At 30.6% G+C, this 22,871-nt stretch carries 23 protein-coding genes; 1 reads left to right on the plus strand and 22 read right to left on the minus strand.

The features are described from left to right. Nucleotides 1-2 precede the first annotated feature (2 nt). The 20 genes from ACIQ2I_RS00340 to ACIQ2I_RS00435 all read right to left on the minus strand — a co-directional run bounded on the left by ACIQ2I_RS00340 (nt 3) and on the right by ACIQ2I_RS00435 (nt 20,052). Nucleotides 3-1,271 carry a lipopolysaccharide biosynthesis protein gene (locus ACIQ2I_RS00340; RefSeq protein ID WP_396180449.1) on the minus strand — a complete coding sequence of 423 codons (1,269 nt, stop codon included), beginning with the start codon at nt 1,269-1,271 and terminating at the stop codon, nt 3-5. A gap of 5 nt (nt 1,272-1,276) precedes the next feature. Beyond that, nucleotides 1,277-2,092, minus strand: a complete 816-nt coding sequence (locus ACIQ2I_RS00345; protein ID WP_396180450.1) for an FkbM family methyltransferase — start codon at nt 2,090-2,092, stop codon at nt 1,277-1,279. A 76-nt stretch (nt 2,093-2,168) separates the two neighbouring features. Then, complete coding sequence (locus ACIQ2I_RS00350) at nt 2,169-2,717, minus strand: hypothetical protein (RefSeq protein WP_396180451.1); 549 nt, start codon at nt 2,715-2,717, stop codon at nt 2,169-2,171. 66 nt (nt 2,718-2,783) lie between these two features. Further along, nucleotides 2,784-3,518: a glycosyltransferase gene (locus ACIQ2I_RS00355; protein ID WP_396180452.1), complete on the minus strand. Its 735-nt coding sequence runs from the start codon at nt 3,516-3,518 to the stop codon at nt 2,784-2,786. A gap of 3 nt (nt 3,519-3,521) precedes the next feature. Then, nucleotides 3,522-4,586, minus strand: coding sequence for an NAD-dependent epimerase/dehydratase family protein (locus ACIQ2I_RS00360; protein WP_396180453.1), 1,065 nt, complete (start codon nt 4,584-4,586; stop codon nt 3,522-3,524). Then, nucleotides 4,586-6,271, minus strand: coding sequence for a hypothetical protein (locus tag ACIQ2I_RS00365; protein ID WP_396180454.1), 1,686 nt, complete (start codon nt 6,269-6,271; stop codon nt 4,586-4,588). Before ACIQ2I_RS00365 ends, ACIQ2I_RS00360 begins: the two co-directional genes overlap by 1 nt. A 12-nt stretch (nt 6,272-6,283) precedes the next feature. After that, nucleotides 6,284-8,518, minus strand: a complete 2,235-nt coding sequence (locus ACIQ2I_RS00370) for a hypothetical protein (RefSeq protein ID WP_396180455.1) — start codon at nt 8,516-8,518, stop codon at nt 6,284-6,286. Between the two features lies 1 nt (nt 8,519). Further along, the gene (locus ACIQ2I_RS00375) at nt 8,520-8,960 is read right to left on the minus strand and encodes a T9SS type A sorting domain-containing protein (RefSeq protein ID WP_396180456.1); all 441 of its coding nucleotides are present in this window, start codon (nt 8,958-8,960) and stop codon (nt 8,520-8,522) included. A gap of 1 nt (nt 8,961) precedes the next feature. Next, complete coding sequence (locus ACIQ2I_RS00380) at nt 8,962-10,023, minus strand: NAD-dependent epimerase/dehydratase family protein (protein ID WP_396180457.1); 1,062 nt, start codon at nt 10,021-10,023, stop codon at nt 8,962-8,964. Further along, nucleotides 10,020-10,184: a sugar nucleotide-binding protein gene (locus ACIQ2I_RS00385; protein WP_396180458.1), complete on the minus strand. Its 165-nt coding sequence runs from the start codon at nt 10,182-10,184 to the stop codon at nt 10,020-10,022. The genes ACIQ2I_RS00380 and ACIQ2I_RS00385 overlap by 4 nt, the downstream gene beginning before the upstream one ends. Beyond that, on the minus strand, nt 10,168-11,286 hold the full coding sequence (locus ACIQ2I_RS00390) for an ATP-binding protein (protein ID WP_396180459.1): 1,119 nt from the start codon (nt 11,284-11,286) through the stop codon (nt 10,168-10,170). Before ACIQ2I_RS00390 ends, ACIQ2I_RS00385 begins: the two co-directional genes overlap by 17 nt. 125 nt (nt 11,287-11,411) lie before the next feature. After that, nucleotides 11,412-12,272, minus strand: a complete 861-nt coding sequence (rfbD, locus tag ACIQ2I_RS00395) for a dTDP-4-dehydrorhamnose reductase (protein ID WP_396180460.1) — start codon at nt 12,270-12,272, stop codon at nt 11,412-11,414. Continuing rightward, nucleotides 12,266-12,817 (minus strand): dTDP-4-dehydrorhamnose 3,5-epimerase, encoded by a 552-nt coding sequence (gene rfbC, locus ACIQ2I_RS00400; protein WP_396180461.1) that lies wholly within the window; start codon nt 12,815-12,817, stop codon nt 12,266-12,268. Before rfbC ends, rfbD begins: the two co-directional genes overlap by 7 nt. Before the next feature lie 98 nt (nt 12,818-12,915). Beyond that, nucleotides 12,916-13,773: a glucose-1-phosphate thymidylyltransferase RfbA gene (gene rfbA / locus ACIQ2I_RS00405; protein ID WP_396180462.1), complete on the minus strand. Its 858-nt coding sequence runs from the start codon at nt 13,771-13,773 to the stop codon at nt 12,916-12,918. A 145-nt stretch (nt 13,774-13,918) separates the two neighbouring features. Further along, a complete protein-coding gene (locus ACIQ2I_RS00410) occupies nt 13,919-14,239 on the minus strand; it encodes a four helix bundle protein (protein ID WP_396180463.1) in 321 nt (106 codons plus the stop codon). Between the two features lie 83 nt (nt 14,240-14,322). Continuing rightward, a complete protein-coding gene (gene rfbB / locus ACIQ2I_RS00415; RefSeq protein WP_396180464.1) occupies nt 14,323-15,336 on the minus strand; it encodes a dTDP-glucose 4,6-dehydratase in 1,014 nt (337 codons plus the stop codon). Beyond that, the gene (locus ACIQ2I_RS00420; protein ID WP_396180465.1) at nt 15,336-16,292 is read right to left on the minus strand and encodes a hypothetical protein; all 957 of its coding nucleotides are present in this window, start codon (nt 16,290-16,292) and stop codon (nt 15,336-15,338) included. Before ACIQ2I_RS00420 ends, rfbB begins: the two co-directional genes overlap by 1 nt. Before the next feature lie 4 nt (nt 16,293-16,296). Beyond that, on the minus strand, nt 16,297-17,982 hold the full coding sequence (locus ACIQ2I_RS00425; protein WP_396180466.1) for a DUF6909 family protein: 1,686 nt from the start codon (nt 17,980-17,982) through the stop codon (nt 16,297-16,299). 94 nt (nt 17,983-18,076) lie between these two features. Further along, nucleotides 18,077-19,561, minus strand: a complete 1,485-nt coding sequence (locus ACIQ2I_RS00430) for a GH3 auxin-responsive promoter family protein (protein ID WP_396180467.1) — start codon at nt 19,559-19,561, stop codon at nt 18,077-18,079. A gap of 11 nt (nt 19,562-19,572) precedes the next feature. Next, entirely contained in the window at nt 19,573-20,052 is a 480-nt protein-coding gene (locus tag ACIQ2I_RS00435) for a peptidase (RefSeq protein WP_396180468.1), read from the minus strand. A gap of 135 nt (nt 20,053-20,187) precedes the next feature. Here ACIQ2I_RS00435 and ACIQ2I_RS00440 point away from each other — a divergent pair, with 135 nt between their 5' ends. Further along, nucleotides 20,188-20,391, plus strand: a complete 204-nt coding sequence (locus ACIQ2I_RS00440) for a twin-arginine translocase TatA/TatE family subunit (protein ID WP_396149275.1) — start codon at nt 20,188-20,190, stop codon at nt 20,389-20,391. 64 nt (nt 20,392-20,455) lie between these two features. Here the strand turns inward: ACIQ2I_RS00440 and ACIQ2I_RS00445 are convergent, their stop codons facing one another. Both ACIQ2I_RS00445 and ACIQ2I_RS00450 read right to left on the minus strand, forming a co-directional pair. Then, nucleotides 20,456-22,588 carry a Tex family protein gene (locus ACIQ2I_RS00445; RefSeq protein ID WP_396180469.1) on the minus strand — a complete coding sequence of 711 codons (2,133 nt, stop codon included), beginning with the start codon at nt 22,586-22,588 and terminating at the stop codon, nt 20,456-20,458. Nucleotides 22,589-22,659: 71 nt separating this feature from the next. Beyond that, nucleotides 22,660-22,871: RpiB/LacA/LacB family sugar-phosphate isomerase (locus ACIQ2I_RS00450; protein ID WP_396180470.1), on the minus strand; the 212-nt coding region annotated here is incomplete at its 5' end.

Genomic DNA, 22,871 nt, shown 5'->3' on the forward strand with positions numbered 1-22,871 from the left:
TATTAAAATTTTGACTTTAATGTTGCCTTTGTAAATATATAATAAAATAGTATAAATAGTAATTCTGCAATAATAAGAGAAAAAACAATGGCTTTTAACTGAAATTGATATACAAAAAACACTATTAAAGCTATATTAACTAAAGTAACAAAGATAGTCGTTTTAATATATTTAGCGTGTTTTTCCTTTATAAACATTAATTGTTCTAATGGAAGTGTTACAGACATTAATAAAGAAACAAGCAAGGAAATTTTAAACAATGTGCTTAATTGGAAAATTGCTGTGTTTGATAATTGAAAAAAACGAAGCACTTGGTCTGAAAAAAGAAAAATGCCAAGCAAAAAAAAGCTTATTATGGAGGCAGAAATCAGACTGTATTTTTTCCAATACATCAAACCATTTTGTGGGTTGTTTATGTATTTTAAACAAGCACTTGAGTAAAAAAACTTTAAGAAAACTTGTAAAAAAGTTCTACATAAACTAATGATTTGTTCCATGATTTTGTATTGTCCTGCAATGGAGAACCCTAGAAAAAAACTAGTAAGTACTAGCGGGGACAATTGTCTGACTGATAAAAACAATTGTGAAACACAAAACGAAAAGTCATTTTGAATTATTTTCCTAACCACTAAATAATTTGGCAAAACAATTTGAAAATTATATTTTCTCTTGATGAGTAGTAGTCCAAAAAAATTGAATATGAAGGAACTAATTCCAAGGAAAAAATTTACATAAATATAATCGTTTTTGTGGTTTACAAGACAAAAAACCAGAATAACATAAATGGTTTTGGAAAATATGTTTAAAAAACTAACTAACTTAAAATTTTCTATACCCTGAAGAAACCAAACTGGATTAAAAACTTGTGCAAAAACAATGGTTAAGGCAAATAAAAACAAATCTCTTTCTTGATTAAAAAAATCAATAGAAAAAATAAGTGCCACAGAAATTAGTAATGCAAACACAAACAAAATTAACTTTGTAAAAATTGCAGTATTTAAGATTTTTTGTAATTTTTGTGAGCTGTTTCTGTTTTCGGAGACTTCTTTAGTGCCTTTTATATCAAAAGCATAGTCTACAATTAGCATCAAAAATAAGCAAAAGGCAAATGCTAATCCTACTTTTCCAAATCCGGCTTCGCCGCAAATTAAAATAATTTTTGGCGCTACTACAAGTGGACTTAAGAGATTAAAAACTTGTCCAAATCCATAAATAAAAAAGTTGGTTTTTTTTTTATTTAAAATGAATGATGTGAGCTTGTTCTTAATCATACTTTTTATATCCAAAAATGAATTAATACTGGTTTTGGCGTTTGCTCATAAATTCCTTTCACGTAATAGTTGTATTCTGGGACAAAACTTTTAATTAAATCTATTATTTCTTTTGGGTTGTTTTGAGTATGATAAGTGGTAATGGCGATTTTTGGTTTGTTATTTTTTATTGTCTGTTCTGCGCCTTTTAGCATTTCTAACTCGAAACCTTCAATATCCGCTTTCAAATAAGTAATTGGTTGGTTTTTATTAAAAAGCGTGTCAATTTTATGTATTGCTATTTCTTGAGTAGTGGCTGAATTTACATTTGATATCATGCCATCTAATGAATTTTCATCAAAATTAATTGTCCCGTCACTATTTCCAACAGCTACATTAAAAATAGTGGTTTTTCCTTTGTACTCAGAAAATGTTTTATTCAAACAATTACAAAACAATTTACTAGGTTCGATCATGTAAATATATTCACATTTATCAATAACAGATATAGGTAATAGTCCTTCTGCGGTGCCAATATCTAAAATAATTTCGCCGGTATTAATTTCGGTATGTTCTTTTTGATAATAATGCCAATCTTCGGCATCAAATGATTCTGCAACTACTTGATTTAGCCTTGATATAGAGAACTTAGAAGGCCAAAATAACTTCTTATTTAAATTAGTAAAAGTGATTTCGAAATCTTCATTATGAGTAATTTTTTTAATAAATTTACTAGCAATAGTAGCAACTTTTGGCTTAAATAAAAATTTTATTAATTCGAAAAAACTAACATTGTTTTTATTAATAAAAATCCAAAAAAACAATATTTTTATTCTACGCATAAATAAATGTTTTTATTAAATAATAATGCTATTCTTGATTTCTAAGAATAGCATTACCAATATTAAATGTATGTTATTATTTTACTAATTTTTCAATTTCTGGTTGCAATACCGTTTCGTGAGGGTATAAAGCTGGTTCTTGTCTTTTTCCGTCTTTAAATATTGCTTTTATAATTCCCGTTTTAAAATCTACTGAAGTAGAAAGTTCTGCCGGTCTGAAGTAATTTGCTAATAGAGGAATTTCTGATTTAAATGATTTCCCTAAATATTCAATATTTACACCGTTAAGTTTTATATCTTCTTGGTTATCATTAACACCAAAATCTAATCTAAACATAGTCGGAATAACATCTTCTGGTATATTGAAAACTATATCCTGTGGGTTTTCACCTCCTTTAACTTCAACCCAAACTGACTCTTTCTCGTTAAAATCACTTGAAGATTTTTCAGTATAATAAACCTGAAAACTATCATCTTTTTTTACTACTACATTTAAAGTAACTTTAAAATTTTTATTAATCTCTGTTTTATTATTATCAACATTGGATTTCTCATTATTACTCTCGTTTTTACAACCGAATATTGTACTTACTACTAGTAAAATAGTTATAATTTTTGTTTTCATATTAATTGTTTTTTTGCAAATTTAAAAATGTAATTTTAAATATAACGCGTTTTTTATTAAAATATTTTATTTTCTTTTAAAATCTCCTCTTGAAAAGTATTTTTCAACGAAACAATATACTAAAATAAAAAAATAACGGCTTCCCATTTCTTTTATTTTAAGTTTAGATTCTCCATATTTTCTGTTGGTCCATGAGTTGGGCACTACCGTATAGGTATACCCCCTAATTATTGCTTTTAAAGGTAATTCTATTGTTAAGTTAAAATGAGGTGATAAAATTGGTTTTACGCCTTCAATTACTTCTCTTTTATATAATTTAAATGCGTTTGTAGTGTCGTTATACTTAATTCGCATTACCATTTTAATTATAAAATTAGCAACTCTATTGATAATTTTTTTAACCCATGGATAATCAACCACTTTACCACCTTTTATAAAGCGACTTCCAAACACACAATCATAATTTCCTTCTACCATTGTGTTGTAATATAGTATTAAATCATTTGGAGAATCGGATAAATCCGCCATCATAACTGCCACACAGTCCCCAGAAAAACGATCTAATCCATAACGAACGGCATATCCAAAACCATTGGGTCCTAAATTGGTTTCGTATTTAACTGCAAGATATTTTTGTGCTAACGCTTCTAAAACTTTTAAAGTTCCGTCTTTAGAGTTGTCGTTAACAATAAAAATTTCGTGCTCAATAGTTACTTTTGAAAAGGCTGCTTCAATTTGTTCTATAGTTTCAGAAATCGATTCTTCTTCATTGTATGCGGGTATTACAATACTTAGTTTCATAGACTAATGATTTCTTTTAGACATATTTTCGTATATCTGAGTTAAAATATCAGTAATATCATACTTCCAATTCCATTCTGGATAATGTGATTTGAATTTACTTACATCGCTTACCCACCAAATATGATCGCCTATTCTATTCGTTTCAGAATATTCATAATTCATTGGTTTGCCTGTAATTTTTTCACACATTTCAATGGCTTCTGCCATAGAACAGTTAGAATGTCTTCCTCCACCAGCGTTATATACTTCGCCCTGTTGTGGGTTTTGATAAAAATGCCAAAACATATTTACTAAATCCCAACTGTGAATGTTATCTCTAACTTGTTTGCCTTTGTATCCAAAAACGGTATATTTATCTCCTGTAATAGCACATTTCATTAAATAAGAAAGAAAACCATGTAACTGTGTTCCTGAATGATTTGGTCCTGTTAAACAGCCACCTCTGAAAACACCCGTATTCATTCCAAAATATTTGCCATATTCTTGAACCATAACATCCGCGGCTACTTTTGAAGCGCCAAATAAGGAATGTTTCGTATGATCAATACTCATGTTTTCATCAATTCCTTCTTTGAAATAAACATGCTTTTCGTTAATTTCCCAACGTTTGTTTAACTCAATTAAAGGTAAATAATTTGGTGTGTCGCCATATACTTTATTAGTGGACGTAAAAATGAAAACTGCTTTTTCGCAATGCAATCTGGTCATTTCTAACAAATTCAATGTTCCGTTTGCATTTACGGTAAAATCGGTAATTGGTTCATTTGCGGCCCAATCGTGACTGGGTTGTGCGGCGGTATGAACCACCAATTTAATATCAGAATTGTATTTTGAAAAAATAGTTTCTAATTCATCAATGTTACGAATATCTGCGTGGTGATGTTCAAAATTAGGAATGGTGTCAATTAATCTTTTGGTATTCCATTCCGTAGAAGCGTCTTCGCCAAAAAATTTGGCTCTCATGTTATTGTCTATTCCAATAACTTTGTCAAATTTTTCTGCAAAAAAACTTACAGATTCGCTGCCAATTAAACCAGAAGAACCGGTGATAATACAAATATTCATTATTGTGTAATTTTTTTTGAATTAAAAATTCTTTTTTTTCCTTTATTATCTACAAGCAAATATAGTTTATTATAGTTAACTGGTAAATCTTGGTTTTTAATCCTGAAAATACATCCGGCACTTTCTAAATTAGCTTTCTTAAAATATGGGTTCAAATCATATCGTTTAAATTTTTGTCCTTTAAAAAATATTTTTCTGTTTTGAATGGTATCTTCAATAGCTAAGGTTATTTCTTGGTCTTTGGTGTTTAAACTATCAATGAAAGCCCACCCTTCAATATAAACTGAGTTTTGTAATTTTTCAATTTTATCAATATTACCCGAAACAGAATTGCTTTCATAATTATTTAGGTCTACATCTATTTTATTAGAATAATTTATTTCTTTATTTACTAAATCTTCAGTTGGTAAAAAATAAGTTTCTGAAGCATTAGCTTTTAATAATACGTTTTTATAATAATCTTGTTCAAAACCATTTAAATTTTTGTGATTCCTGTTATAGTAGCTTAACACTCCATAATAATTCTGCTTTTTTCTAAATTCTAAATATTCTTGCTGTGGAAAACTCATTGCGAAAAAATATCCAGTAGTAAACACTAATAAAACCGAATTTAAGTACCATAAATTAATCTTCGTTTTTGGAGTATTTTCAATAAAAAAGAAAATCATGCAAATTAAAAAAATACAGCTATTTATTCTGTATCTTGAAGCTATAGACATATCAATACCTAGCTGAGATCTAGTTATTCCTGTAACAAATGAAATCAAAATAAATAAAGACATTACTGAAAAAACAAAAAGGTTTTTTCTAAAGTATTTTATTTTAATCAAGTAAAGATAAAAAACAAAAAACAAAAAGCCTACACCGGTAGAAATCATTAATGATTCGTTAATATCATTAGTGAAAATTAAATTTTTGGCGAAGATGTTACCTAAAAATGAAAATGAGAATAAAAAAGATCTGAACTTAAAACTTCTTAAAGTTTCTATTATTTCTGGACTATTAGGTGGCTTTTGGTAATCGATAAAATAAATTACAATTAATATTGCCGAAATAATTAGAAACTGAAATAAATATTTTTTCTCTTTATTTAAAAACAAGATAACTGACAAAATTAAAATAAGAAACAAACCAGCGCCTTGAGTAAAAATAGCAAGTATTAAAAATAAAATAGTTAAGATAAAATTCTTTTTGGTAATGTTGGGTTTAGTTATAAAATGTAGAGATAGTAATGAGAATAAAACAACTGTAAAATTAGATAAATTTGCCATTGCAAAAGTAAGATTCTCATGAAAAGAAAAATTAAAAATCAAAACTGCTAATGGAAACAAATAAATTGTGTTTTCTGCTTTTTCTTTAAACTTTAATAGGAAGAAAATAAAAATACCCAATAATGATAAATTACCAATTAATGATAAATGATTGAAATTTACCTGTTGAGATAATTTATAATCGATGAAAAACCATAATTTATCATATAAAATTCTGTGTTCGTTATGCTGTTTAAAAAACAGTTTTATTTTTTCAAAAAAAGAATCTGCGTTTACAATATCGGTAAAGTTATCCAAGACCGAATAATCATCATTAATTGGAATATTAGATGTAGTTCCAACAAAAATGTAAAAAAAATATATTATAAATAGGATTGCTAAAGAAAAGTCAACAATAATAAATTTATTCCTCATAATAATATTAAATTAATTTTTCATTTTATAAGAAACCAAATTATATGTTTCTTTATAAGTAACCCCGTTTATTGTAACTATTTCATCAATCTTAATAAATAAAGCCACACTACCATTTGACAATGTTAATGAACCTGTATTGTTTCCCCCAGCAACACCATTCATGTTACCTAAATAAATATTTTTTGTTTCATCAAGTTTTATTGATCCTTGATCTGCTCTGATAAAGAAAATTTCACCCGCAGAAATGGATGATTTAATTTCTTTAATGGTTTTTAATGAACCTGAAGTGTTTTTTAAATATATCGCTTTAGCTCCTTCAATATCAATTAAATTAGAAGAACTATTTGTTACATCTAAATCCTTTTTTACCCCAAATGTTGTTCCTAATTCTTTACTATCAGCATTAGCTCTTGTGTCTTCAAAATAATTTCCTGAAGAATTTATCCCATAATTATCAGAAGGATATGGATCTAGAGTTATCAATTTATGTTTTTCATTTGATGGATCATTAGTATAATCTTCATATGGATTCTTACTGTTAACAATATAATTGTTAGTAAAGTTAACTTTTGATTTGTTTACAATTAACAATGACCCAGAATCAGCTGGTAAGACACCGTATCTCCCCGATGAATTTAAAAAAGAACAATTTGAAATATTAATAGCTTTAGAAACCCTGTTTTCTCCTTTTACAACTACTGCTCTTTCAAAAAATTCGAACCAACATGTATCTAGATTAATATTATTTGAAGATTGTATAAATACACCTTCTTGACCATTTTGAATTGTACATGTATTAAATTTAATTATCCCTGGATTAAATAATGTTCCTTCAATTCCACCAATATAAACTACTATACCATTAACTTTATAAAGGGGTGTTTGAGAACCATTCCCAAATAAATAAGAACCTCCATCAAACCTACAATTATTAAATAAAAACTGATTAGTTGAACCCCTTAATATTAATGCATGATATTGATTATTAAAATTTGTTTCAACCGCTTTTATTTGTCCAACGCTTTCAACACTAACGTTCTCCATTGTTATAAACTGATTTACTGATTGGAAACTACCAGCCCCTCCGGCAGAAAAATAAAATGAATGCCCTGTAAAGAATTGAATTGTTAAATTTTTAAATGTAGAATCCCAAATTCCACCCAATTGATTTTCAGAATCAAAATTGAAACACGATTTAATATTAAAACCACCACCATTATAATTTATTGCAGTTCCTAAAATTGTCAAATTTGAAATGTTTATATTTCTTAAATAACCAGATTCTTTAATAAACAAAGCTCCATTACTATCATTTGCACTAACAATTGTAGTTTCAAACATTGAAGATCCCTTTAAATTAACACCGGATTTTAATGTTATCTGACTAGCCAGATATGAACCATTCGGTATATAAACAGTATTTCCATTTCCATAGCCATACGGTCTAGTAGATACATCTTGTGTTGATTTTCCAGCATAATTAATCGCTTTCTGAATTTCTGTAGTTATATCTGCTCCACCGGGAAAAGCACCATAATACCTTATATCAATATCTCCATTAAATTGTCTAATCCAAATTCCTTTTGGGCTAAAGCTACCATGATATGAATCAACAAAAATTCCGTCATCATTTAACGGTTTTCTTGGGTCGTTAGTATATAATGGAGCATTTGCCGGATTTAAACCCATTTCGGAATATCTTTTATAAATAAACATTCCTCCACCGCCATCACTTGGTGAAGAGTAACCTTGAACAAAAACAACTGGAGAGTCTTGTTGTGGATTAAAATCTACAAAACTCTTTAATTCTTGAATTGTTTTAACAGTTCCAATACTCTTATTTACATTTGATTTCTCAGAATACAAAGCATAAGGAACACTCATTAATTGACTAGTGCCAACAACAGAATAATTTGTGCCATTGTTTGGATCAATCGCAATTTGTAAAAACTTAGTAATAACACCCCAATTAATACTGCTAAAAGTATTAGTGCCTTGTTGTGTGCCTTGCCCTATATTAAAATTATATTGCCCGGTCCCATTAGTAGTTTTATTGTGTTTTTCTTCATAAACAATTGTTCCTGAAGCACTTCCTTCTAAAATTCTAACTCTAATTGCAACATTAGTATTTTGTAAAACTACTCCGCTTGTATTGTAAGCTATTCCCCTATGGCTCATTCCTTGAGGAACTTGAGCATAAGTAATTACTGAAAATAAAAGAAATAAAATTAATTTTCTCATCATTTTAATTTTTTATGATTTTATAATTGTGTTCTTTGTTGCCATTAAACATAATATAATAAATCCCTGAAGGGAAATTTTCCAATGATATTTGTTTTGTATTTTCTGTTGATGAAAAAATAATTTTTTGATACTGATCATGTAATTCAAGCTTTTCAAATGAAAAACCATTGGGTAAACTGTAGTATATTACACTTACCGTTGGATTTGGATATATTTTTACTTTTGCAAAAACATCTAATAAATTATTGTTTTCTGTATTCTCAACAATTTTAGAAGTAACTTGATTAGAACTAAAATTATATACAACAAAAATTTCTCCTGTATTGTATTCTACAATATTAGAATAAACTGATGAGCAGTTTACAATGTTTGTGTTTTGAGAAAACGATGTTTTAATTATAAAAAAAACAAATACTAGACAATATTTTATCTTATTTTTCATCTTACTTCAAAATTGATTCTAACTGTTTTTCATTTTCTTGAATCCAAAGATAAATGTCTTTAAAAATAGTTTCCACTGATTTTTTTGGTTTCCAGCCAATTTCAGTTTCAATTTTTGTGTTATCTGTGATAAAAATTCTTAAATCTGCGGTTCTGGTTTCGGCAACTTCGTCAATTTTAATTTTATTCCCTGTGATTTTTTCACAAATTGCTGTCATTTCTTGTAAAGAAGCGCTGTTTTGTAATCCGCCGCCCACATTATAAACTTTTCCAACAAATTTTTCAATGTTATGAATTTGAAAATCAATTAGTTCCACTAAATCATCCACATGTAATAAATCTCTAACTTGTTTGCCCTTGCCTCCATACCCAATATATTTTAACGATTGTTTCCAATAATGTTTTGCCATCCACAACGTAACAACGCCTTGGTCTGTTTTTCCCATTTGTCTTGGGCCAGCAATCACTCCAAATCTAGTTACAGCTGCTTTTAATCCGTAAAATGCGGCGTATTCATGTATAAATAATTCTGAGCTTAATTTGGTTGTTCCATAAAAAGAACGTGCGCCTTCAAGAGCTAATTCTTCAGAAATACCTTTGGAAGAAATACCTTTTATTATTTGACTATCTTTAAATAAAAATTTAGTTGCTTCTTCATCAAAAAGTGCGTTTTCAATCGTTTCAATGGGATACACTCGGCTTGTAGATAGAAAAATTAATTTTGCTTTATTTTTTATACAAGCATTAAAACAATTAATGGAACCATATAAATTATTATTAATAACATAAGTAGGGTCCGAATCCAATCCTGCCGTAACAGATGGCTCTGCGGAAGCTTCAATTAAAACATCAAAACTTCCCAAAGCGTGCAAATCTTCGTTGTTTCTAATATCTCCATGAATAAAATCAATCGCATTTTTTTGAAAATCAATTAAATTTAGCTCTGAACCTCTTCTTTTTAAGTTGTCAAAAGCCACAATTTCGTAATGTGGATATTTCTCTCTTAACTGCAAACATAATGTAGAACCTACAAAGCCTGCTCCTCCTGTTACTACTATTTTCATTTTACTTTTATTAAACTTTCCTTCCAATCTTTCGCATCAACACCAAAAACACTTTTAATCTTACTTTTGTCCAAAACACTATACGCTGGTCTTTTTGCGGGTGTGGGATATGCGGATGTTGGAATGGGTTGTAAATTTAGGTGATTACATGATAACCTCAAAAAAATTATCGAAATTAATTACTTTACTTTCTGTTGGTTTATAATTATTAATAAAGGTTTTAGAAAATTTGGCTTTTTGTTTGGGATTATATTTTATTTCGTAAGCTACAATTTTTTGATTGTTTACTTCAATTAAGTCTATTTCTTGTTGTTGAGTAGTTCTCCAAAAATAGTATTCGGAATGTTTGTTCTGATAACGATTTTGTTTTATCATTTCTACAATTACAAAATTTTCCCACAAGGCACCAACATCGTTTCTTAATTCTATTGGAGTGAAGTTTTTTATCAAAGCATTTCTAATTCCTACGTCCCAAAAATATATTTTTTTGCCTTTTTTTAATTCATTATCTAAATTATTACTAAAAGAATGTAAGGTGAAAATAATGAAGTTTTGTTCTAAAATAGTTATGTATTTTTCTACTGTTAATTTGTTTATTCCTAATTCTGTAGCCAAAGAACTATAATTAATTTCAGAACCAATACGAAAAGCTAGCATTTGAGTTAAACGATAAATGAGGTTAGATTTTTTTATGCCTTCAAAATTTAATACGTCTTTAAACAAAAAAGATTCTGAAATATCTTTTAATACTGCTATTTCGTTTCCTTTTTCGTTTATTACTTCTGGATATAAACCATTTACTAAATAATGTTGTACCGTTCTTTTTTGCGTTAACCAATCAGAATGCTGCACCATTTCACTAAATGATATCGGAAACAACTGAAATTCAAACTTTCTGCCTATTAAAGATTCTTTGGTTTTATCGGCTAATTCAAAAGCGCTGCTTCCTGTGGCAATTACCTGAATGTGGTTAGAATTGTCAACAATTCGTTTAATTAACAAGCCAATATTTGAAATCATTTGAGCTTCGTCAATCACTAAAATATTGTTTGTGCCAACTAATTGATTGATTCGTTCACTTGTGATGTTTTCTAATAGTTGTTGTACATCTGGCTCATCTCCAGACAACCAAATATGCTTTTCCTCATTTACAATTTTTTTTATAAATGATGTTTTACCAACTTGTCTGGCACCAAAAATTAGAATTGCTTTTTTATTAAAAAGTTTGTCTTTTACCTGGTTTTCAATTTGTCTAACTATCATTATTGCAAAAATTTACGACAAATGTAGATTAATTTTTTATAAATAACAAATTATTATGTTTTTTTGATAATATAATAACTAATTATTATGTTTTTTTGATAATGTAACGACGAATTATTATGTTTTTAACTGCTAATTGACGCTAAACTTGCTTCCCAATTCTTAATTTTAATACCAAAAACACTTCTTATTTTACTTTTGTCCAAAACACTATATGCTGGCCTTTTAGCAGGTGTAGGATATGAGGATGTTGATATAGGTTGTAAATTTATGGAAATGTTATTCACTTTAAATATTTCTTTGGCAAAATCGTACCAAGAACATTGACCTTCGTTACTGAAGTTGTAAATTCCGTAGTTAGATGCTGAAACAAGTTCAGCATGACAATATTGTATTATTTTTACTAAAGTTTCCGCTAAGTCTATAGCATTTGTAGGTGTTCCGATTTGGTCTGAAACTACAGATAAACTATCTCTTTCTGATGCCAATCGCAACATGGTTTTCATAAAATTATTGGCAAATTGAGAATATACCCAAGAGGTTCTTATTATAAAATGCTTTTCCCAAGTGTTTTGTATGGCTTGTTCGCCTTGTAATTTGGTTACTCCATATACACCTGTTGGATTAGGAATGGCTTCTTCTGAATAAGGTTGAGTTGCTAATCCGTCAAAAACAAAATCGGTTGAAACATGTAATAAAATGGTGTCATGCGTTTTACAAACCTCCGCTAGGTTTTGTGCACCAGTTACATTTATAACAAATGCTTTTTCTGGTTCTGATTCCGCTATATCAACAGCTGTGTAAGCCGCCGCATTAATGCAAAATTGTGGTTTATATTTTTCGAAAACAGCTTCACAATTGGATTTATCAGTAATATTTAATTCTACTGACGAACAAAACACAAAGTCAACTGAAGGATAATTACCTACAATCGACTGAATAGCTTGTCCTAATTGTCCATTTGCGCCTGTTACTAAAACTACCATGCTTTTTTTGCGTTAACTAAAGTGGGTAATATTTGGTCTTTTTCTGAAATAATTAGTTGTTCGATTGGAAAATTCCAATCGATATTTACGGTTTCATCATTGTATATCAATCCGCCTTCACTTTCTTTATTGTAAAAATTATCACATTTGTAAAAAAAAGTCGCTGTTTCGCTCAAAACTAAAAAACCATGGGCAAAACCTCGTGGAATAAAAAATTGAGTTTGATTTTCTCCAGATAAAAACGCCGTTTCATATTGTCCGAAAGTCGGTGAATTAGGTCTTAAATCAACCGCAATATCTAATACTTCACCCTGTAAAACGCGTACTAATTTAGCTTGCGCGTGTTCTCCGGTTTGATAATGTAAACCCCGTAACACGCCTTTTGTAGAAAACGACTGATTGTCTTGTACAAAAGTTACTTTTTGACCCACGCCTTCGCAGAATGTTTTCTCATTGAAACTTTCCATAAAGTAACCGCGTTCGTCTTTTATTATATTTGGCTCAAGGACATAACATCCTTTTAATTTTGTTTCTATAAATTTCATGTGTTCAATGTGTCAATGTTCAATGTGTCAATGTTCAATGTGCCAATGTTCACGTACAACTAATTAATTGACATATTCGCTAATTGACAAATTGAGAATTAAATAATACTCATTAAATGCGTTCCGTAACCGCTTTTCAATAAAGGTTCGGCTAGTTTTTTCAACTGATCTGCATTGATAAAGCCCATTTTATATGCTGCTTCTTCAATGGCTCCGATTTTTAATCCTTGGCGTTCTTCAATCACTTGAACAAATTGTCCGGCTTGCATTAACGACTGAAATGTTCCCGTGTCTAACCAAGCAGTTCCTCTGTCTAAAATACTAACTTTTAATTTTCCTTGTTCTAAATAGGCTTTATTGATGTCGGTAATTTCTAATTCGCCTCGGTGACTTGGTTGTATATTTGCCGCAATTTCTATTACAGAATTATCGTAGAAATAAATCCCCGGAACTGCATAATTTGATTTTGCCCTTGTTGGCTTTTCTTCAATTGAAAGCACTTTTCCGGTTGTGTCAAATTCTACTACGCCGTAACGTTCAGGATCGTGTACATGATAAGCGTAAACAATTCCACCGTCTGGATTATTGTTTGCTTGTAATAATTCGGCCAATCCTGTTCCGTAAAAAATATTGTCGCCTAAAACTAAAGCTACTTTATCGTTACCCACAAATTCTTTTCCAATAATAAATGCTTCGGCTAAACCGTTAGGATGCTCTTGTACTGCGTATTCAAATTTGCATCCTAAACTACTTCCGTCGCCTAATAAGTGTTGGAACAAAGGCAAATCGTGCGGTGTAGAAATAATTAATATTTCGTTGATTCCTGCCCACATCAAAGTTGATAATGGATAATAAATCATGGGTTTGTCGTAAATTGGCATTAATTGTTTACTTACCGCTAAAGTTAAAGGATGTAAACGTGTTCCTGAGCCACCGGCTAGTATAATTCCTTTCATAATCTTAATTTGTCAATTAGGCAATATCCAATGTGCCAATTTAATTATCAATTTGTAAATATTCAATAAGCCAATGTTTTCGAATAGTCAATTAATCGGCTAATTTATTTGTTTTTAGATGTTGCAATTATCTTATTGGTAATCTTTAATATTTCAAAACATCATTCAATAATTCGTCAGATTTTGGATAATTTTCTAATTCATTACATAAAAATAACCAAAACTCTGTTTCGTCTGCTTCTTTCATAGCAATTTTAACTTTATGAATAAAATCTGCTTTGCTTTCCGCGCTTTGAGCTTCTTTTATATTGGCTCCAATAGAAGTTCCTGATTTTAATAATTGATTTGCAATTACATATCTTTTCTGTCCTTCTAGTTTTTCTGTATATTGAACAACTTTCTTAGCAAAATCAAAAGTTTTCAATAAAATTAAATTGTTGTGGTACTTTTCTCTAAATGTTATCATGGCTTTTATAGTTAATTTTCAATATTCAATGTGTCAATTTGCCATTAATTTCTACTTAAAGAATTGGCACATTGATGAATCGGCTAATTGGCAAATTTACCAAGATACCATTCAATTGTTTTTTTAATTCCTGTTTCAAAGTTTTCGTCTGCTTTCCAACCTAACTCGGTTTCAATTTTTGTAGCATCAATTGCGTAACGTAAATCGTGTCCTGGTCGGTCTGTTACAAATGTAATTTGATCTTGATATTTTCCTGTTGCTTTAGGCTTTAAATCGTTTAAAATAGTACAAACAGTATCTACGATTTGTAAATTATTACGTTCGTTTCTTCCTCCAATATTATACGTTTCTCCAGATTTTCCGGTTTTAAAAGCCAATTCAATTCCTTTACAATGGTCTAAAACATATAACCAATCGCGTACATTTTTTCCGTCTCCATAAATTGGAATGTTTTCTCCAGCTAATGCTTTACGAATAATAGTGGGAATTAACTTTTCGTTATGTTGTTTTGGACCGTAATTATTGGAACAATTTGAGGTTACCACATTCATTCCATAGGTGTGAAAATAGCTTCGAACAATCATGTCTGAACCTGCTTTTGATGCTGAATATGGGCTGTTTGGCGCATAAGGCGTAGTTTCTTCAAATAAACCTGTTTCGCCTAATGTTCCATAAACCTCATCAGTAGAAACATGATGAAAACGGGCGTTTACAAATTCTGGGTTGTATTGATTAGGTGCTGTCATCCAAAGTTTTCTGGCTGTGTCTAATAAATTAAATGTTCCTAAAACATTGGTTTTAATAAACGCTTCTGGACCAGAAATTGAATTATCAACATGACTTTCTGCGGCAAAATGAATTACATCGTGAAATTGATATTTATCGAATAGGTTTTTTATGAATTCTCCATCTACAATATCCGCTTTTACAAAGGTATAACGTTCATGATTTTCCACTTCTGATATGTTTTCTAAATTTCCTGCATAAGTTAATGCGTCTAAATTTATTAAATGATAATCCGGATTATTTACTATAAAATAAGGAACAAAGTTCGCTCCAATAAATCCGGCTCCGCCTGTAACTAAAATATTTTTCATTATGCTTGAATGCGTTGTTTTTGTTGTTTATATGCTTTTGAAAACCAGTGCCCTAATAAATAAAACAAAACAAACAATATTGGTAAAATAAATTTCATTTTATTGTTTGCACCTTTATTGTTCATTTGGTTTCCTATTATATTTTGATCTTTAATTATTTTTTCAAATTCCAATCGGTTGGTGGCTAATTTTTGGTTTTCAAAAATTAAATTGTCCTTTTTTTGAATAAGATCATTTATACCTGTGTTTTCAGATATTGAAACACTGCTTCCTGTTTTGTTTTGACTTAAGCTTAAAATAATTTGATCAATCTGAGTGATTAATAACTTATTAGATGCTAATTTTTCTTCTAAATTATTTTGATGAATTTTCTGAAGTTTAATAAAATATTCCGACTGCTGTAAAAAATTTAATAAAGGATCAATTAAGTCTTTTTGCTGGTAAGCTATAGCGGTTTTAATATTTATGCCATGTAAATAGTAGTTTTTACTTGTAGTTTCTTCCTCAATAATTTTTTCTAAATCGCCATCTTCTGCCATTAATTTAACGAGTTCAAAATTGTTTTTTTGACTATCTGAATTAATAAAATTATAAATTCCGTTTACGGGTTCAATTTCAATAGAGATAAAATCTTCAATATTTTTAATTCCTATTTTAGTAAAAAAGGCTTCGTCTTTTTCTTTTAATTTTAAAGAAATTAAATTTATTTTATTGTACAAATAATCGTTACTCCCAAAATTAGGAATCACCACAACATCACTTGTATAGTTAGGTTCTTTGTCTACATAAAAACCTAAACCACCACCAATAACTAATAAAACAAATACAATTAGTAGTTTCTTTTGTATAAAAAATAACAAGTCGAAACACTTGTTTATTACTTTTTTAAGCCCTTTTGAAATACTTTTTCCGATTTGGCTTAAATCAATTTCCTGCTCTTGAGAATTTGTGCTCATGTTCTTAGTTTACGTTAAAAATTTGTTCTAATATTTTAATGGTAATTAAATATGTTGGTTTTACGCCAGTAGTTCCTAAACCGCCAGAAGCCAATGTGCTTCCTGTTTCTAATGGATTGTCTGAGGCGTAATAGGCATATCTTACTTTTACATTTGTGTTTATGCTTTTTCTAATTCTTGAAGCGGATTGAATGGCTTTTTGATAATACGATCCTTCCATTTCTAAACCAATGGCTTCCCAAGTGGATTCGTGGAAAAATTTTAGTAAATCTCTATTTTGTAAAGAAGTCCCTAAAACTGTAATCATTGGGCCTGAAAAAACAGGTATTCCATTTCCTTCGAACATTTCTTTTGTAAGTTGGTTTTCGAAATGATAATTATCTGCTGTGCCTTCATTTACGTGTGCGTTAGGAATCATAATGTCTCCTTTGCCGCCTTCTAAAATTCCGGCTTTACCCATTATAGAAACCGATTCTACATTTAATAATGTCTTGGTTTTATTAACTTTATAAGGTTTTAAAAGTTCGTCGATAGTTTCGTACGCCTGTTCGCCAAAAGCATAATCCATTACAATAAGAACGGGATTTTCTTTTGAAGCAACTGTTGGAAAGGCTGTTTTTTTCCAATCAAATTTTGCGGTATCAAAAATTTGTACATCAATATTGGTTCCTGAAGTGTCTGGCAATGAAATCATGCCATTTTGCAAAGCCACATCCTCTACTTTTTTTCGTAAGTCTTTGTGTGAAGACGAACTTAAATCTTCATAAATTTGAAACGCTTCTTTTCCTTTATATTTTGTAGCCAAAACTGCAGGTGCAAAAATCGAATTCATCACACTATGCATATTTGCACTAATCACATGAATAGGTCTTTCTAATAAATTGTTTTTACTAAGCGTTTGTTTGATATTGTTGGCCCAAATTTCACCATAAATATGATGTCCTAATCGTTCTCTTAAAATCGGACTAAAAGTAATGGTGCGTTTGTTATTATCTACAATTTCTTCAATTGCAATTTTTCCTAGCCAATATATAATTTGTAAAAAACGTTCTGGTGCTTCAGTTGTGGCAAAACCTTCATAAATGTCTTGGACTTCTGCAAAGGTTCTTCCTAACACATTGGCCGCGTGCGATATTGCAATTTCTCTTTCAACTTGCGTTAATTTTTTAGTTTGAAGTGCAAATTGAGCTAATTTTTGCCAATCGCGAGACACCATGCCTTCATCGTCAATTAAAACACGGTCTTTAATTTTGTGCGATTCGATGAAAATAAACGTTAAATGCGTTAAAATATCGTAAATGTCTGAACGTCCTCGAGTAATTTCAATATTCATTTGTTCGTCGTCAATACGATAACAATTTCTTCTTCTTTTTGGAGGAACGATGGCTTTAAAGTGCGAATTCGCATACCCTTCATCCGAAGTTAAATTGATATAACGACATTGCTCTATGCCAATTGGTAACCGCTCTATCACATATAATAATCCGTTTAACTCTACTTTTTCTTCTGCAATGGATCCGTAAATTTCTGGTCGTAAGGATAATAAGGCTTCACGTAAAGTTTCGCCTGAAACACCCATTGGTTTGTAAAAACCTCTGTTAAATAAGTGCCGCATGGTAATGTACAATCGTTCGATAGCAGCCGACGATTCTTGCGCCCGAGAACGCGAAATGTTTTTAATGTCTCTCATTAATTTCTATTATATCACCAACAAAGGTAATAAATTTATTCTTTAGTCCGTTTTCGTTCGCTTTTTGTGTATAGAAAGTTAATAATTTCTTCATTTACATCGTTAAAAAATCAGCAATTTTTCTATCGTTACTTAATCTAGGTAATTTGTTTTGTCCGCCTAATTTTCCGATGGATTTCATATAGTTTTGAAAACCGTTTATTGCCACTTTCGTAATTATTATTGTTCGCAACACGTTGCCTTTTATCAAATCGTCGTAATACACATTTTGTTGGCGCATTGCTGTATCAATTTTTAATGCAAAAGTTTCCAAATCTTCTGGTTCCGAATCAAACTCGATTAACCATTCGTGATACGGTAAACCGCTTTTTGGATTAATTTGTGGCGCTACGGTAAATTCGTTTACGCTTATGTTTGTTCCTAAAACGGCATTTTGCAATGCGTTTTCCACTTCTTTTCCAATCACATGTTCGCCAAAAGCAGAGATGTAATGTTTGATTCTTCCGGTAACAATAATGCGATATGGTTTTGTAGAAGTAAACGCAATTGTATCGCCAATATTGTATGCCCAAAGTCCGGCGTTGGTAGAAATAATTAAAACATAATTTACACCAATTTCTACTTCACTAATTGTGAGGCGTTTAGGGTTTTCGGTGAAAAATTCGTCTGCTTTAATAAATTCGTAGAAAATTCCTGAATTCAATAATAATAACATGCCTTTTTCGGTTTGCGAATCTTGATAGGCAAAAAACCCTTCGGAAGCAGGAAATAATTCAATTGAATCTACTTTTCTGCCAATTAATTGTTCAAATTTAGCACGATAAGGTTCATAATTCACGCCGCCATAAATGAATAAATTGAAATTTTTAAACAACTCGCCAACAGGCAAATTCGATTTTATTTTTAACTTTTCAAAATACATTTGTACCCAACTTGGAATGCCTGAAATCACCGTCATGTTTTGATGAAGTGTTTCTTCTACAATCGTGTCGACTTTTGTTTCCCAATCTTCAATACAATTGGTTTTCCAACTTGGTAATCGGTTTTTTTGTAAATATTTGGGCACATAATGCGCAACAATTCCGGAAAGTCTACCTAATTTGATTCCGTTTTTTTCTTCCATTTCTGGACTTCCTTGTAAAAAAATCATTTTTCCATCCACAAAATCAGCTTTTCCTGTTTCGTGAATGTAACTTAAAATAGCGTTTTTAGCAGCTTGAATATGAAAAGGCATCGATTCTGCTGTTAGCGGAATGAATTTAGCGCCAGATGTGGTTCCAGATGTTTTGGCAAAATATAAAGGTTTTCCAATCCATAAAATATCCGATTCGCCGGCAACAGCTTTATCAATATACGACTTAAATTGTTCGTAATCTCGAACTGGAACTTGTTTGGCAAAATCTTCAAATGATTTGATATTAGAAAAATCATGATCTTTTCCAAATTGCGTGTTTTTCGCTTGACTTAATAATGATTGAAAAACCTTTTCTTGAGTAGCAACAGGAGAATTTGCCCATTTTTGAGTTTGAAAGTGCGAATATCTGGCGAGTATTTTAGCTGCAACTGCTTTTAATGACATAATAGTCGGATTTATTTTTTAGCTTTTTTTGGAGTGAGTTTTTGTACTTCATTTCTAAGTCGCAACTCTTTTTCCGAGACTTTTACATCAACTTTTTCTGTAGCATTTGCTGCCACTTTAATGGAATCTTTGTTTAATTTGGCATATTCTAAATCGCCATTTAAAACAGATTTAACAGATTGAATGTATGCGTTATTTGCTTTTGTAACTTTTAGTAACGAATCTGATTTTATGGTTAAAGCCGCAGCTTGTTTTTTTAATTGTGTAGAAGCATAACCCGGAATATATTCCCGTAAAGGTGTAAAAGCAATGATGAATGTAGTGACAAAAACAATTAAAATAGCACTTAAAGAAGACGCTACAAATACATTCATTAAGGTAAGTTTTAATGAAAATGATTCTTCTAAAGTGTCTTCATTATAAATAATGAAACGTCTTTTGCTTACTAATTTTTGTTTTAGCGCCTGAAATTTTAACCTTTTTTGAGACATATCTCTTGATTTTATACAAATATAATACAATTAGGCAATTTGTCAATTAGTAAATGCGCCGATAAAAAAAGAATAATCTTATTTGTGTTTTAATTTTTTATGTACCTTTGTAGTATAAATTTAAAATTTAAAAACATGAATTCTTTATATATAACTTTAGGAGCCATTGGTGGAACGGAGTGGATTATTATTATTGCTGTTGTTGTCTTATTTTTTGGAGGTAAAAAAATTCCTGAATTAATGAAAGGACTTGGTGGTGGTATCAAGGAATTTAAAAAAGCAGCAAAAGGTGAAGACGAAACGCCAGTAGCTAAAAAAGAAGAAGAAACAAAAGAATAAATTTTAAAAAATTCCAATATAAAAATTCCAAATTCCAAGTAAAATTAGAATTTGGTTTTTTTTTTTAAAATATCATAGTCAACTGAATTCGCTTTCTGGCCTCATCTACCTCAACGACTTTTACTTGCACGTGTTGGTGTAGTTTTACAACTTCGTTTACATCGGAAACAAAACCTGCTTTTAATTGCGAAATATGCACCAAACCGCTTTCTTTTGTGCCAATATCCACAAAACAGCCAAAAGCAGTAATATTATTTACTATTCCAGGTAAAATCATACCTGTTTTTAAATCTTTTATTGTTCGAACATTCGGGTCAAATTCGAAAACTTTAGCGGCTTTTCTTGGGTCTAATCCTGGTTTTTCTAATTCTTTTAAAACGTCTTTAAGTGTTAAAATTCCAATTTCAGAAGTAATGTATTTTTCAGGAGAAATTTGTGCTATTTTTTCTTTATTCGCAACTAATTCGTTTGTTTTTATACCTAAATCTTTAGCCATTTTTTCAACAATTGCATAGACTTCTGGGTGCACTGCCGAATTATCTAACGGGTTTTTTCCGTCTTTAATTCTGATAAAAGCGGCGGCTTGTTGGTACGCTTTTTCGCCCAAACGCGGCACTTTTTTTAGTTGTTTTCTGTCTTCAAAAGGACCTTTTTCTGTGCGAAATGCCACAATGTTTTCAGCCATTTTTTCACCAATTCCAGAAACATAACTCAACAACGATTTACTGGCGGTGTTTACGTTAATGCCAACAGCGTTTACACAACTCATTACCACCGCGTCTAATTGCTCTTTTAATTTGATTTGATCCACATCGTGTTGGTATTGCCCAACTCCAATTGATTTGGGATCGATTTTTACTAATTCCGCTAACGGATCTGAAAGTCGTCTTCCAATAGAAACCGAGCCACGAACCGTTACATCATAATTTGGAAATTCGTCACGCGCAATTTTACTCGCAGAATATACTGAGGCGCCCGCTTCTGAAACCACAAACACTTGAAGTGGTTTGTCGAAAGCAATTTTCTTGATGAAAAATTCTGTTTCGCGTGATGCTGTACCGTTTCCAATTGAAATAGCTTCAATATTATACGCATTTACCATCGAACGAATTTTTTTCATCGCCATAGCGCTGTCGTTTTGTGGCGCGTGCGGATAAACCGTTTCGTTATTTAATAAATCGCCTTTTTCGTCTAAACAAACCAATTTACAACCGCTTTTATAACCTGGGTCAATGGCTAAAATACGTTTTTCTCCTAAAGGCGGCGCCAATAATAACTGACGTAAATTTTCTGCAAAAACATCAATCGCTTTTATATCGGCTTTGGTTTTTGCTTCTTGCAACGTTTCGTTTGAAATAGCGGGTTCTAATAATCTTTTATAGCTGTCTTTTATGGCTTTTTCAATTTGTTCGCCGCTTTCGTTATTAGTTTTAATTAAATTGTCTTCCATAAAACGAATTACTTCTTTCTTGTCTTCGTCATTTAAACCGACATTCAACTTGATAAAACCTTCAGCTTCAGCACGTAACATCGCTAATAATCGGTGTGATGGTGCTTTACTTACGTTTTCAGACCAATCAAAATATTGATTAAATTTTTGAGCTGCTTCATCGTCTTTTTTGGTTTTTACTACTTTAGTGGTAATTTCGGCTTTACGCTGAAAGGTTCTTCGTAACGATTTTCGAATGAAAATATTTTCGTTTATCCATTCGGCAATTATATCTCGAGCGCCATGAAGGGCTTCGTCTTCATTAATAACTTTTTCGTTTAAATATTTCGATGCTAAAAATTCAATGTCGTCATTTCGTTGAGACATAATTATTTTCGCTAATGGCTCCAATCCGTTTTCACGCGCGGTATCTGCTTTGGTTTTTTTCTTCTTTTTGTAGGGTAAATACCAATCTTCTATTTCTTGTAAATCATAACTAGCATCAATTTTAGATTTCAATTCGGGTGAAAGGACATTTTGTTCTTCAATCGATTTTAAAACACTTTCTTTTCGTTTTACAATTTCAATAAATTGCTTGTTTAATTTTGAAATGGTTTCAATTTGCACCTCATCTAAATTTCCAGTTTGGTCTTTTCGGTAACGAGAAATAAACGGAATCGTACAATCGTCTGAAAGTAATTGTATGGTAACTTCAATGCTTTTTACAGCAATTTTGGTTTGGTTCTGTATGAATTGGATTGCGGTCATTGAAAAAAATAATATAAAATATAAATTCCGCCAATACTGACGGAATTCCTAAAAGTAATTTTTAAAAAACATTATTTACAAGCAATTTTATTTACTCTATTTGCGTGTCTTCCGCCTTCAAAATCGGTGTTTAAAAAAGTAGCTACCATTTCCACAGCTTGTTGGATAGATGTATAACGTGCCGGAATAGAAATTATATTTGCATCATTATGTTGACGCGCTAATTCCGCAATTTCTTTCGTCCAACATAAAGCAGCACGAATATCTTGGTGTTTGTTTGCTG

It is taken from the genome of Flavobacterium sp., assembly GCF_044368995.1.
GTDB lineage: Bacteria > Bacteroidota > Bacteroidia > Flavobacteriales > Flavobacteriaceae > Flavobacterium.